Origin of the sequence: Paenibacillus sp. P36 (genome assembly GCF_045866505.1) — a bacterium.
Classification (GTDB): domain Bacteria; phylum Bacillota; class Bacilli; order Paenibacillales; family NBRC-103111; genus Paenibacillus_E; species Paenibacillus_E chondroitinus.
Genome location: NZ_AP038372.1, coordinates 5095276 through 5107565, shown reverse-complemented (window position 1 = coordinate 5107565; position 12290 = coordinate 5095276). Strand labels below are relative to the sequence as shown.

15 protein-coding genes are annotated in these 12290 nt (G+C 46.9%); 14 read left to right on the top strand and 1 reads right to left on the bottom strand.

Annotated features, from left to right (window positions below):
• The first annotated feature begins 15 nt into the window (after positions 1-15).
• The 12 genes from ffh to ACKTT9_RS22915 all read left to right on the top strand — a co-directional run bounded on the left by ffh (position 16) and on the right by ACKTT9_RS22915 (position 8736).
• Positions 16-1374 carry a signal recognition particle protein gene (gene ffh, locus ACKTT9_RS22970; protein ID WP_407867769.1) on the top strand — a complete coding sequence of 453 codons (1359 nt, stop codon included), beginning with the start codon at positions 16-18 and terminating at the stop codon, positions 1372-1374.
• 36 nt (positions 1375-1410) lie between these two features.
• Positions 1411-1683 (top strand): 30S ribosomal protein S16, encoded by a 273-nt coding sequence (gene rpsP, locus ACKTT9_RS22965; protein WP_127458431.1) that lies wholly within the window; start codon positions 1411-1413, stop codon positions 1681-1683.
• Positions 1684-1709: 26 nt separating this feature from the next.
• Positions 1710-1940 (top strand): KH domain-containing protein, encoded by a 231-nt coding sequence (locus ACKTT9_RS22960; protein WP_047672782.1) that lies wholly within the window; start codon positions 1710-1712, stop codon positions 1938-1940.
• 83 nt (positions 1941-2023) lie between these two features.
• On the top strand, positions 2024-2539 hold the full coding sequence (gene rimM, locus ACKTT9_RS22955) for a ribosome maturation factor RimM (protein WP_157321284.1): 516 nt from the start codon (positions 2024-2026) through the stop codon (positions 2537-2539).
• Complete coding sequence (gene trmD, locus ACKTT9_RS22950) at positions 2536-3288, top strand: tRNA (guanosine(37)-N1)-methyltransferase TrmD (RefSeq protein WP_157321282.1); 753 nt, start codon at positions 2536-2538, stop codon at positions 3286-3288. Before rimM ends, trmD begins: the two co-directional genes overlap by 4 nt.
• Positions 3289-3456: 168 nt before the next feature.
• The gene (rplS, locus tag ACKTT9_RS22945; protein WP_127458434.1) at positions 3457-3798 is read left to right on the top strand and encodes a 50S ribosomal protein L19; all 342 of its coding nucleotides are present in this window, start codon (positions 3457-3459) and stop codon (positions 3796-3798) included.
• A gap of 93 nt (positions 3799-3891) precedes the next feature.
• Positions 3892-4518 (top strand): signal peptidase I, encoded by a 627-nt coding sequence (gene lepB, locus ACKTT9_RS22940; protein WP_407867768.1) that lies wholly within the window; start codon positions 3892-3894, stop codon positions 4516-4518.
• An 11-nt stretch (positions 4519-4529) separates the two neighbouring features.
• Positions 4530-5393, top strand: coding sequence for a ribosome biogenesis GTPase YlqF (gene ylqF / locus ACKTT9_RS22935; protein WP_407867767.1), 864 nt, complete (start codon positions 4530-4532; stop codon positions 5391-5393).
• A gap of 136 nt (positions 5394-5529) precedes the next feature.
• Positions 5530-6177: a ribonuclease HII gene (locus ACKTT9_RS22930; RefSeq protein WP_407867766.1), complete on the top strand. Its 648-nt coding sequence runs from the start codon at positions 5530-5532 to the stop codon at positions 6175-6177.
• A 74-nt stretch (positions 6178-6251) separates the two neighbouring features.
• Entirely contained in the window at positions 6252-8048 is a 1797-nt protein-coding gene (locus tag ACKTT9_RS22925) for a hypothetical protein (RefSeq protein WP_407867765.1), read from the top strand.
• Positions 8045-8359, top strand: coding sequence for an EscU/YscU/HrcU family type III secretion system export apparatus switch protein (locus tag ACKTT9_RS22920; RefSeq protein WP_157321275.1), 315 nt, complete (start codon positions 8045-8047; stop codon positions 8357-8359). The genes ACKTT9_RS22925 and ACKTT9_RS22920 overlap by 4 nt, the downstream gene beginning before the upstream one ends.
• Positions 8359-8736, top strand: a complete 378-nt coding sequence (locus ACKTT9_RS22915; RefSeq protein ID WP_407867764.1) for a YraN family protein — start codon at positions 8359-8361, stop codon at positions 8734-8736. The genes ACKTT9_RS22920 and ACKTT9_RS22915 overlap by 1 nt, the downstream gene beginning before the upstream one ends.
• A 48-nt stretch (positions 8737-8784) precedes the next feature.
• On the opposite strand, the gene ACKTT9_RS22910 is transcribed toward ACKTT9_RS22915, so the two are convergent.
• Positions 8785-10356: a YifB family Mg chelatase-like AAA ATPase gene (locus tag ACKTT9_RS22910; protein ID WP_407867763.1), complete on the bottom strand. Its 1572-nt coding sequence runs from the start codon at positions 10354-10356 to the stop codon at positions 8785-8787.
• Positions 10357-10548: 192 nt separating this feature from the next.
• Here ACKTT9_RS22910 and ACKTT9_RS22905 point away from each other — a divergent pair, with 192 nt between their 5' ends.
• Complete coding sequence (locus ACKTT9_RS22905) at positions 10549-10806, top strand: hypothetical protein (protein WP_127451112.1); 258 nt, start codon at positions 10549-10551, stop codon at positions 10804-10806.
• A gap of 322 nt (positions 10807-11128) precedes the next feature.
• Positions 11129-12289: an ADP-forming succinate--CoA ligase subunit beta gene (sucC, locus tag ACKTT9_RS22900; protein WP_407867762.1), complete on the top strand. Its 1161-nt coding sequence runs from the start codon at positions 11129-11131 to the stop codon at positions 12287-12289.
• The last annotated feature ends 1 nt before the right edge of the window (position 12290 follow it).

Below are 12290 nucleotides of genomic sequence, written 5' to 3'. Positions count from 1 at the left end.
CAGGAGGTGAAGCGCATGGCATTTGAAGGATTAGCCAACCGATTACAGAACGTATTCGGCAAGCTGAGAAGCAAAGGTAAGCTGACGGAAGAAGATGTAGGCGAAGCGCTTCGCGAGGTCAGACTCGCTCTGCTTGAAGCGGACGTTAACTTTAAAGTGGTGAAAGACTTTATTGCTAAGGTGAAGGAACAAGCTATCGGACAAGAAGTGCTGAAGTCCTTTACACCGGGCATGGTCGTTATCGATATTGTTAACAAAGAGCTCACGGCATTGATGGGTGGGACACAAAGTAAGCTAGCTCGATCCAATCGACCGCCGACTGTCATTATGATGGCAGGTTTACAAGGGGCAGGTAAAACGACGACGTCAGGTAAACTGGCTAAGATGCTCCTTAAACAGAACCATAGACCGCTGTTGGTTGCGTGTGACATTTATCGTCCTGCGGCAATCAAGCAGTTGGAAGTACTCGGCGATCAGTTAAAAGTTCCTGTTTTTTCACTAGGAGATCAAGTAAATCCTGTTGAAATTGCAAAAGCAGGTCTGCAACACGCCAAAGATAATGGCAATGATTATGTGATCATTGATACTGCGGGTCGTCTGCATATTGATGAGAACTTGATGGATGAGCTGAAAAATGTTCGTTCCGTCGTTGAGCCTGATGAAATCTTGCTAGTTGTAGATGCGATGACGGGGCAGGATGCTGTCAATGTCGCGGAGAGTTTCCATCAGCAGCTGGAGCTTACAGGTGTCGTACTTACCAAGTTGGATGGCGATACCCGTGGTGGTGCCGCGTTATCTGTCAAGGCGGTAACAGGTTGCCCGATTAAATTCGTAGCAAGCGGCGAAAAGATGGATGCATTAGAACCATTTTTCCCGGATCGCATGGCGTCAAGAATTCTTGGCATGGGCGATATGCTTACTTTGATTGAGAAAGCGCAAGCTGGAATCGATATGGACAAGGCGAAAGAAATGGAGCGCAAAATGCGCAACGCCGAATTCACCTTCGAGGATTTCCTTGATCAAATGGAGCAAGTGAAGAAGATGGGGCCGCTTGATCAGATCCTGGAGATGCTGCCAGGCGCGAACAAGATCAAAGGCATGAAAGATATGAAAGTCGACGACAAACAGATGGCGCGTGTTGAAGCGATTGTGAAGTCGATGACCAAGGAAGAGAAACGCAAGCCTGAGCTGCTAAATGCAAACCGCCGCAAGCGGATTGCACTAGGAAGCGGGAACTCGGTACAAGAGGTCAACCGTTTCATTAAGCAGTTCGATGATATGCGCAAAATGATGAAGCAATTTTCAGGCATGATGGGGCCGAAGGGCGCCAAAGGCATGAAGAAGTTAGGCAAGGGATTTAAATTTCCCTTTTAAATAATGCTTTTTATTCTAAGTAGGAGGTGATTTTTCATGGCAGTACGTATTCGTCTTAAACGTGTAGGCGCTCATAAAGCTCCTTTCTACCGTGTGGTGGTTTCGGATTCCCGTTCCCCACGTGATGGTCGTTTTATCGAAGAAATCGGAACTTATAACCCGATTGCAGAACCAGCAGCTGTAAACCTTGATGAGGAAAAAGCGCTGAAATGGCTTCAAACTGGCGCTCAACCGTCCGATACAGTTCGCAGTCTGTTCTCCAAAGCAGGTTTGATGACTAAGTTTCACGAGCTGAAATTACAGAAGTAATCTGTTAACTTTCGGAGGGTGGGTTCATGAAGGATCTTATCACCGTTATTGCTAAGGCTCTTGTAGATCATCCGGAAGAAGTACGTGTCGCTGTCGTGGAGAAGGATGACAAAATTGAGTACAGGCTGTCTGTTCACCCCGACGATGTCGGTAAAGTGATCGGGAAGCAGGGCAAGATTGCGAAATCGCTCCGCACAGTCGTCACGTCAGCAGCAGTGAAAGAAACGAAGCGGGTAGCCGTTGAAATCGTTTCATAAGAAACCAGGTTAGGATTCAGTTCCTAACCTTTTTCTTATATGGTCTTGAAAGGTAAATTATAGTGGAGGTTGGGCAAGCGCAAATGACCGAGAAACTCATAACTGTTGGTAAAATCGCAAATACCCACGGGATTCGTGGGGAATTGAAAATAGTGCCGGAAACGGATTTTCCAGAACGCTTTGACAAAGGAAATGCCTTAATTATTGTTGACCCTCAAAATAAGCAAACGCCGGTGACGGTTCAAACCTCCCGCTTACATAAAAATGTTTTTATCGTCCAATTTACACAGTTCAGCAATATTAATGAGGTTGAGAAATTCAAAGGTTCATTGCTAAAAATCGAAGCCAAGAATCAACAGCCCTTGGAAGAGGGAGAATACTATTACCACGAAATTATTGGCTGCAAGGTCATAACGGAAGAAGGCCAAGAGCTAGGGTTAATTTCCGAGGTGTTGACGCCTGGTGCAAATGACGTTTGGGTTGTGGACTTGCCAAAAGGCAAACAGCTGCTGCTTCCTGTGATCGATGATGTGATCCTGGATGTGGATGTTGCTGCTAAAACAATCCGGATTCATTTGATGGAAGGACTAATGGAATGAGAATCGATGTATTGACCTTGTTTCCGGAAATGTTTGACGGGGTATTTTCGTCGAGCATTTTGGGGAAAGCTCGTGACAAGGGAATTGTTAGTCTAAATACCGTGAATTTTCGTGAGTATTCCAATAACAAACACAATACGGTAGATGATTATCCCTACGGTGGCGGCGGTGGAATGGTCCTCAAGCCAGAACCGATCTTTGCCGCAGTTGAAGCTTTGCCTAAACATCAAGAGGCAGGAGAAGTACCTGCTAAACCGCGCGTCATTCTCATGTGTCCGCAGGGTAAGCCGTTTTCGCAGAAAATTGCCGAAGAACTCTCAAGTGAAGAGCATCTTGTGTTTATTTGCGGTCACTATGAGGGCTACGATGAACGCATTAGGCAGTATCTGGTGACCGATGAGCTGTCCATAGGTGATTATGTATTAACTGGCGGTGAATTGCCTGCTATGGTCGTTATAGACAGCGTAGTGAGGCTTTTGCCAGGTGTGCTTGGCAATGAGATGTCAGCGGTGACCGATTCGTTCTCGACAGGCCTGCTGGAATACCCGCACTATACAAGGCCGGCTAAATTTAGAGAGTGGGAAGTGCCTGAAATGCTTTTATCAGGACATCATGAGAACGTGAAGCGTTGGCGCCGTAAGGAATCCATCCATCGTACGCTTGAGCGCCGTCCTGATTTGCTGGAAGGTAGAGAGCTGACCAAAGAAGAAAAGGTTTGGATCATGGAATGGCAAGAGAAAAACAAGTGAAGTAGCCCCCAAAAACTTCTCTATTGAATTTCTTTTCTGTCTATGATAATATATATTCTGTTGTGAATTTTTCAACAGTTCGAGTCTGGTGGTCCTCTACGCATAACAGCTAAGACATACTATGTAGATAAGCGGAATGAACACCTGTGTGGAAGGAGGGAGTCAACTATGAATCTTATTCAAGAGATTACGAAAGAGCAACTCCGTACGGATATTCCTAATTTCCGTCCAGGAGACACACTTAAAGTACACGTAAAAGTTATCGAGGGTACACGTGAGCGTATTCAGCTGTTCGAAGGTGTTGTTATTAAACGCCACGGCGGTGGAATCAGCGAAACGTTTACAGTTCGTAAAATTTCTTACGGTGTGGGTGTGGAAAGAACTTTCCCATTCCATTCTCCGAAGATTGAGAAGATTGAAGTGGCTCGCCGTGGTAAAGTTCGTCGTGCGAAACTTTATTATCTGCGTGGTCTTCGTGGTAAAGCAGCAAGAATCAAAGAAATTCGATAAGAAAACGGGGGGCTTGTTTAGGCAAGTCTCCTTTTCATTTTTACAGGGCAAACTATATACATAAAACCAAAACTGGAAAAGAGGCAATCAGTGATGGAACAGAATGAGCAAGATCAGCCTAGAGTAAGCTCAGTTACGACCGCGGAAGCTGTATCAGCAAAACCTGTAAAAACAGCAAAAAGCGAAACTTGGGAATGGATTAAAGCATTAGTAATCGCGGGCGTGCTCGTTATTATTATTCGCTGGTTCCTGTTCTCGCCTTTCATTGTCGATGGTGATTCCATGCGTCCGAATTTTTCTACTGGCGAGCGACTCATTGTCAATAAAATTGTCTATGATATTCGCGCACCGAAACGGGGAGAAGTGATCGTTTTCCATGCGCCTGAAGGGAAAGATTACATTAAGCGTGTAATTGCACTCCCAGGTGAAACCGTTAAAGTAACAGGCGATAAAGTGTTTATTAACGGCCAAGAGATTGATCAGCCATTTATCAAGGAAGCCATCGAACAAGCGAATAAAGAAGGACATGCTTATAACACATTGTCAGATTTCCCGGAAACGAAAGTGCCGGATGGGGAGCTTTTTGCAATGGGAGATAATCGTCCGAACTCGAAAGATAGCCGTGCTAAAAGTGTAGGCTTCGTTCCATTCGAAAAAATTGTTGGCCGTGCGGAAGTTATTTTCTGGCCGCTGAACAAAATTAGTTTTATACATTTTTGAGGTGAAATAGAATGACCATTCAATGGTTTCCCGGTCACATGACCAAAGCTCGAAGGCAGATTGAAGATAAGCTAAAGCTGATTGATGTCGTCATTGAGCTCTTGGATGCCCGCGTACCGCTCTCCAGCCGGAACCCGATGGTAGATGAAATTTTGAAGGGCAAACCCCGTTTGGTCCTTTTGAATAAAACCGATTTGGCGGATCCCCAAGTGACAGCGCAATGGGTGAAGTATTTTGCTGAACAAGGACTGCCTGCTTTGCCAATTGATGCAGCTACTGGAACAGCGACCAAAGAAATTTTACCCCGCGTGAAACAGCTTTGGGCAGATAAGATTGAACGTCAACTTAGTAAAGGGATTAATCCTCGTGCTGTAAGGGCGCTCATCGTCGGCATTCCGAACGTTGGGAAGTCAACGCTTATCAATCAGTTGGCGGGTAAAAAAATCGCAGCAACCGGTGATAAACCGGGTGTTACCAAAGGTCAACAGTGGATCAAAGTCGGAACGGAAATGGACTTGCTGGATACGCCAGGTATTTTGTGGCCGAAATTCGAGGATCAATTGGTTGGTCAGCGTCTTGCAGCGACCGGAGCGATTAAAGAAGAATTGCTGCATTTGGATGAAATTGCCCTTTTTGTTGTTCGCTATATGGTTGAACATTATAGTGCCGCTCTTCAAGAGCGATTCGGAGTAACCGACCTTCCGGAGGATATGGAGAATGTGCACGAAGTGGTTAAGGTAATGGAGGCAATCGGTCGGAAGCGCGGAGCCATTGTGAGTGGTGGTAAAGTGGATCTGGATAAAGCATCCTTAATTATCATCCGTGATCTTCGAGCAGGTAAAATGGGGCGTATTTCCTTGGAAAAGCCTCAGTAATACGAGAAATATAAAAAGCCACTTTCGGACCGAGCTGTTAAGGCGGGGCGGAGGTGGTTTTTTGCTGAAAAAAATGGGTATAGCTTGGCGAAGCGGCAATCCCTTATAATGATGAGATGGAAAGGGGCGAAAGCCATTGCTGGAGCACGAAAAAGAAGTATGGGAGCAAGGATTCAGCCTTGTTGCCGGGATTGATGAGGTAGGAAGAGGATGTTTATTCGGAGATGTCGTTGCGGCAGCTGTCATTCTTCCGCAAGGGTATGTATTGGATGGGGTAAATGATTCCAAGAAGCTCTCTGAGAAAAAACGGGAGGCCCTCTATGAACAAATTATGAGCGAAGCTCTAGCAGTAGGGGTTGGCATTGTTGATGTTGATCAAATACAAGCGATAAATATTAAACAAGCAGCTAGATTAGCCATGAAGCAGGCTGTCGAGCAGTTGAGCCAAGTACCGGATTATTTACTTGTGGATGCAGAGAAAGTAGATTTGGAAATTCCACAAACGGCTATTATACATGGAGATGCATTAAGTCAATCTATTGCAGCGGCATCGATTATCGCCAAGGTGACGAGGGATCGGATGTGCGCTGATTGGGATGAGCAATATCCCGAGTACGGACTCGCGGTACATAAGGGTTATGCCACAAAGCACCATAGAGAGATGTTATTGCGCTATGGTCCGACGGCGCTCCACCGTAAATTATTTATACGCAAAGTGATGGCGCAGCTGGAAGAGAAAGAAACGCAGCCGCAGTCTGAACAATTGGAACTGGACTTCATCTGACTTCATCTTATTCAGAAATGGCGAGAAGCAGCCGATAATATACATAAGAGATAGAAAGATTTGAGGTGAACGGGATGAACATAAGTGGATTGATTCGCAGCTTGGTGGGTGATTTAACGGCTTCGGATAGCAAGGTGCTTGAACTAAAAGTAGGACAAGTTGTCAAAGGTGTCGTTCTTCAACTGCTTAGCGATCAAGAAGCATTACTTAATATAAGCGGCGTACAAGTCAGAGCCAAACTGGAAACTCCTCTTAAGCAAGGAGATGTGACTTACCTGCAGGTTCAACCGGAATCAAGCGGCGGACAAATTATGATGAAGCCGTTGACGTCGTCGGATGTACAGATTACAGAAGATTCCCTCGGTGATCTGCTCAAAGCCTTTTCGGTTAAGGATACGGCCGGCAATCGGCAAATGGTTCAGCTCATGCAGCAGGAAGGTGTTCCTGTATCCAAGGAAACGGTAAAAGCTTTTGAAGCTTTGATGAGTAACATTCCTGATGGTGTGAATAAGGAAGAATGGGCGCAAGCTGCTGTACTAGCCCACAAAAAGGGTTTGCCCCTTACACAAGAAACAGTAGGGGCCTTAAGACAGGTTACTTCCGGCCCTCCAGTAGGGAAGGTGCTGGAGCAGCTTGAGCAGCTGGCTGCGAACCTGCTGGAGCAGCAGCCGGAGCATCCCGCAGCCGACACCGCGAAGCAGGTCGTCGCGCTGCTTAGAGAGCTGCGGGCTTCCGCCGCAGCTGTGTGGCCCGCACGGCCGCCGGAGACTCCGGCGGCCCCGGCACCGCCAGCTGCTGCGCAGGCTGGCGCCAGCGGCACGGCGGCTCCCGCAGGGCCGCCGCCGCGTGTCGGCAGCGCGCCTGTGGCCGCTGCCGTAACCGCCCCGCCCGATGCAGTGGGCGGGGAGCCTGTCGCCGCCCCGGCGCAGCCGGCGGCGGAACCGCAGGCCGCCCGCACCGCGAGGGCGGCCATGCCGGAGGCACAGGCGCGAAGCGCTGTGCCTCCGGCTGAAGGCGAACCGCCGGTGGCGGGTTCGCCAGTGCAGGAGCCGCCTGCGAAGCAGAAGGCGGCGGAGCCGTTAGAGGCGCGCAGCAGTGCGCCTCAGGAGCCCGAGGCTGATCCAGAGCCTAACTGGATCAGCAGGATGCTCAAAGCCGTCGGTGTGGAGCATGAGGCTCATCTGGCAGCGAAGCTGGATGAGCGCGGAGAGATCATGCAGCGAGGCCGGCTCCCTAAGGACGATCAGCTGCCGAACCTGATCGCCATGGCTTCTCAGCAGGACGATACGGCCAAGCCCGCAGCTGCTGAGACCTTGAAGAGCTTGCTTTTGCAGCTCACAGCTTCTAGCGATACACCGGCGCCGCTCAGAGAGGCGGCGCAGCAAGCGGTCGGGCAAATCACGGGTCAACAGCTGATGTTGACTGGTGACAAAACCGCCATGTTTGCCCATATGACCTTGTTTGTTCCTTTTATGGATGGAACAGGTCAGCAATCTGCAGCCGTTCATATTCAATCCCACAAAGGGAAACGCGGTGAAGTAGACGCAAGCAACTGTCGCTTATTGTTCGATCTACAAATGAAAGTCATGGGGAATACGTTAGTGGACGTACATGTTGTTAATAAGATCGTCTCATTGACGATTCATAATGATCATCCGGCCTTGGCTCCTATGATGGAGGAGTCCAAGGAAGAAATAACATCAGCGATGAACAAAGCGGGGTACCAGTTTATTTCGTTGAAATGTTCACCCTATCCACAGCCTGTAAGCAACGAGGATGAGGGGAAAGTGAAGGGTGTGACAGATGGTCGGGCAGATCTTCGCTCGCTCTACCTCCCCAAAACGTATAAGGGGGTAGATTTTCGGGCATGACCAAGCAAAAGAATCCAGCGGGAACACCTGAACCTACGCCGATCAAGAAGGCCGTAGCGCTTCGCTACTCCCCTGAAGCGCAGAAGGCTCCAACCCTGATTGCCAAAGGTAAAGGCCATGTGGCTGAAGCTATTTTACAAAAGGCCAAGGATAACGGGATTCCTGTTCAAGAAGATTCTTCCTTAGTCGAAGTATTATCCAAGCTGGACCTGGATCAGGAAATTCCTCCTGAGCTCTATCAGTTGGTGGCTGAAGTGCTAAGCTTTATCTATCGATCGGATAACCGGATGCGAACCCAGAGGGACAGATAATGAAAGAACCAGGGAAAGATAACAGGAAGCAGCTTGGCAAGCTTGGCGAAGATGCGGCGGAGGCATTGTTGATCAGCAAGGATTATCGGATTCTGGAGCGGAACTGGCGCTGTCGTACGGGAGAACTGGATATCGTTGCTGAACAAGCAGGTACGCTCGTATTTATTGAGGTCAGAACAAGACGGTCTACCGGCCGCTTTGGAACCGCCAAAGAATCCGTTGATGTCCGTAAGCAAATGAAAGTGAAAGAAACGGCGCAATTTTACTTGCATCGCTTTCAAAAATATGAGAACTCCATTCGCTTTGATGTCATTGCCGTTGAAATATCCTTGGATGGGGCAACGACTCAAATTGAACATATTCAAGGAGCCTTTTGAGCCTGATTCGTAGATAAAACGAACGGGCTCAAAAGGCTCTTATTTGTGTCATCCTTCTTGCTCTTTTTGCTGCTTATCGAGATTCCGGTATTGAATGGCCTCAGCCAAGTGATGAGACAGAATGCGATCACTTTCCTCTAAGTCTGCAATCGTTAAAGCTAATCGAAGAATGCGGTCATGGGCTCTAGCGCTTAGTCCAAGAGCCTCAAAGGATGCGCTCAGCAGCTGTTCTCCTTCGGCCGTCAGCTGGCAAATTTGTCTCATTCGAGTACCGCTTAATTCATTATTATGCTGAATGCCGGTGCCTGCATAGCGCTTTTGCTGTCGCTGATGGGCAATTAAAACTTTCTCCAACATTTCCGAGGATGATAAAGGATTATTGATTGTGTGCTCTTTTAACTGAGCATAACTCGGTTTAGGCACCTCCACATGGAGATCGATGCGATCAAGGAGAGGACCGGATATTTTGGAACGGTACTGAACGATTTTTGCGTGCGAGCAAATACAGGCATTTGCTTCATTTTCTGCTCCGTAATAGCCGCAGGGGCAAGGATTCATGGCAGCAGCTAAAATAAACTGCGAAGGAAATGTATAAACCGCTCGTGCTCTAGCGATTGTAACAGAGCGCTCCTCCAGTGGCTGTCTAAGAACTTCGAGTGCATTTCGTGTAAACTCCGGCAGCTCGTCCAGAAACAGGATTCCACGGTGAGCTAAACTGACTTCGCCTGGTTTCGGTATCGTTCCACCTCCAACCAGCCCTGCGGCCGATATGGTGTGGTGCGGAGCTCGAAATGATCGAGTGCGCATTAGCGAGGAGCGATCTATGAGCTTGCCAGAGGCGCTGTAGATTTTGGTAACTTCCAGTGCTTCGTGATCCGACATTGGGGGTAAAATGGAAGGCATGCGCTTTACCAACATGGTTTTTCCGGTTCCGGGAGGGCCGATTAATAAAATATTATGCATGCCTGCAGCAGCTATCATGATCGCTCGTTTGACTTGGTGCTGCCCGTTGACATCGGCATAATCTTCGATATCCTGTTGAGTTATTGAGGAAAATGTCGAAAATCCATTCTGACTGCTCGTATGACTATTTAATAGATACTCGTGATGAGATTGTCGATTCCAATTTCTAAAATCAGAGAGATTGGTTATCCCGCAAACTTCCATGCTGTCAATTAGTGCGGCTTCAGAGGCATTGGAGAGAGGGACACAGACTCGGTTGATGCCTAACTTTTTTGCTGCATGCGTCATAGATAACACGCCGGGAACAGGCCGAAGTGATCCGTCCAATGCTAATTCGCCTAAGAATAAGGTCTTGTGTAAAAATTCACTGCTAACCTGACCTGTCGTTAGTAAAATAGCAACCGCAATCGCCAAATCGAAAGAGGAGCCCTCTTTGCGCAAGTCTGCTGGTGCTAGATTCACCGTGATTCGATCCATAGGAAACGTATATCCGCAATTTTTGATAGACGTACGAACTCTCTCCACAGATTCACGTATGGCGGAATCCGGAAGTCCCACTAAGTTCATTTGAGGTAAACCGCTTGAGATATCAACCTCTACTTCGATTGTTTTTCCTTCAATTCCTTGCAAACAAGCGCTCCAGACTTTGCCGTACATACAATAAACACCTTCCTCTCCTTAGTAGAGCAGCAGGTTCAGCTACTGTTCATGAGGATAAAAGGTGCTTCCTTATTGATCCGTTTTATTTCCTCTATTGTATAGAAAATGGAAAATTTACGCAATCCATAAATGGTTTTTTTACGTTTTAAATAATGTCTATATGCACATACTGGAAGATGAGGTGATGATATGCAGGAGAAGCCGTATTTTTGTCCAAACTGCCGTTCTAATCGTATTAAATTCAGTGTAATTACCAGCTATGCGCAGCCGTTTCTGAAAGATGCACTATCCGGCAATATAACGGAATTCAATGACCCTGATGCGATTCCTGAGGAAGAACCGATGATTCAATGTCTAGTTTGCAGCTTTACTGGAAATGAGATGAGATTTATTAAACAAGCGGAGCGCGAACCGCGAATGAATACTCCTACAACGCCGCATTATTGACAAATAAAGAGGTAGACGTATTTTTCAAGTGAAAAATACGTCTTTTTTATGAACATTTTTGTCATTTAAACACAGATGTGGGCGTTTGATGGTCGTAAGTGATAGGGAAAGTTTTTCAGCGTGAAAGGAAAATTTGAATGGATTAACGAAAAAAATAAGGAAACTGTCGAAAATTAGTGATACAATGGTTAGGGCTTGTGAAGAAGTGTGATACTAATTCCGGCAGCAAGATTTATTTCGTGCACAACACACATAGGAAATTACACTTTTTCCCCTGTATAGCACGTATAGAAAGTCCATACTGATAGGAGGATTTTAGGAAATGAATATCCATGAGTACCAAGGCAAAGAAGTCCTGAGACAGTACGGAGTCAGCGTTCCTAACGGGAAAGTTGCTTTCACCGTAGATGAAGCTGTTGCAGCTGCAAAAGAACTCGGAACATCCGTCGTCGTAGTTAAGGCGCAAATTCATGCCGGAGGTCGCGGTAAAGCAGGCGGCGTTAAGGTAGCTAGAAACCTCGACGAAGTTCGTACATATGCTAGCGAAATTCTTGGCAAAGTGCTTGTCACTCACCAAACAGGTCCTGAAGGTAAAGAAGTTAAACGCCTTTTGATCGAAGAAGGTTGTGACATTAAAAAAGAATATTATGTTGGTGTTGTTGTTGACCGTGCGACAGGTAGCGTCGTTATGATGGCTTCTGAAGAAGGCGGTACGGAAATTGAGGAGGTTGCTGAGCATTCTCCGGAGAAAATTTTCAAAGAAGTTGTAGATCCTGCGATCGGTCTTCAATCTTTCCAAGCTCGTAGACTTGCTTACTCGATCAACATTCCTAACGAGCTTGTTAACAAAGCGGTTAAATTCATGCTTGCGCTTTACAAAGCGTTCGTAGAAAAAGACTGCTCCATCGCTGAAATTAACCCATTGGTTGTTACAGGTTCCGGCGACGTTATGGCTCTTGACGCTAAATTGAACTTTGATTCTAACGCTCTTTTCCGTCACAAAGATATCGTTGAACTTCGCGATCTTGAAGAGGAAGATGCGAAAGAAATTCAAGCTTCCAAATATGATTTGAGCTACATTGCTCTTGACGGTAATATCGGTTGTATGGTTAACGGCGCAGGACTTGCGATGGCTACTATGGACATCATCAAGCACTACGGCGGAGACCCTGCTAACTTCCTTGACGTAGGGGGCGGTGCTACGAAAGAGAAAGTTACAGAAGCATTCAAAATCATTTTGTCCGATGAGCAAGTTAAAGGGATTTTCGTTAACATCTTCGGCGGAATCATGCGTTGTGACGTAATTGCTGATGGCGTTGTTGCTGCAGCTAGAGAACTAGGTCTATCCCGTCCGCTTGTTGTTCGTCTTGAAGGAACAAATGTGGAACTTGGTAAAAAGATTCTTAACGAATCCGGCTTGAACATTGTTGCTGCTGACTCCATGGCAGACGGCGCTCAAAAAATCGTTGCACTTGTGAAATAAA

Bases quoted from the DNA above. Each gene is read 5' to 3' on its own strand.
- rimM (WP_157321284.1), top strand. From the start codon at position 2,024: ATGACCGAGAAACTCATAACTGTTGGTAAAATCGCAAATACCCACGGG.
- ylqF (WP_407867767.1), top strand. From the start codon at position 4,530: ATGACCATTCAATGGTTTCCCGGTCACATGACCAAAGCTCGAAGGCAG.
- ffh (WP_407867769.1), top strand. From the start codon at position 16: ATGGCATTTGAAGGATTAGCCAACCGATTACAGAACGTATTCGGCAAG.
- sucC (WP_407867762.1), top strand. From the start codon at position 11,129: ATGAATATCCATGAGTACCAAGGCAAAGAAGTCCTGAGACAGTACGGA.
- rplS (WP_127458434.1), top strand. From the start codon at position 3,457: ATGAATCTTATTCAAGAGATTACGAAAGAGCAACTCCGTACGGATATT.
- ACKTT9_RS22920 (WP_157321275.1), top strand. From the start codon at position 8,045: ATGACCAAGCAAAAGAATCCAGCGGGAACACCTGAACCTACGCCGATC.
- rpsP (WP_127458431.1), top strand. From the start codon at position 1,411: ATGGCAGTACGTATTCGTCTTAAACGTGTAGGCGCTCATAAAGCTCCT.
- trmD (WP_157321282.1), top strand. From the start codon at position 2,536: ATGAGAATCGATGTATTGACCTTGTTTCCGGAAATGTTTGACGGGGTA.
- lepB (WP_407867768.1), top strand. From the start codon at position 3,892: ATGGAACAGAATGAGCAAGATCAGCCTAGAGTAAGCTCAGTTACGACC.
- ACKTT9_RS22960 (WP_047672782.1), top strand. From the start codon at position 1,710: ATGAAGGATCTTATCACCGTTATTGCTAAGGCTCTTGTAGATCATCCG.
- ACKTT9_RS22910 (WP_407867763.1), bottom strand. From the start codon at position 10,356: ATGTACGGCAAAGTCTGGAGCGCTTGTTTGCAAGGAATTGAAGGAAAA.
- ACKTT9_RS22915 (WP_407867764.1), top strand. From the start codon at position 8,359: ATGAAAGAACCAGGGAAAGATAACAGGAAGCAGCTTGGCAAGCTTGGC.
- ACKTT9_RS22925 (WP_407867765.1), top strand. From the start codon at position 6,252: ATGAACATAAGTGGATTGATTCGCAGCTTGGTGGGTGATTTAACGGCT.
- ACKTT9_RS22905 (WP_127451112.1), top strand. From the start codon at position 10,549: ATGCAGGAGAAGCCGTATTTTTGTCCAAACTGCCGTTCTAATCGTATT.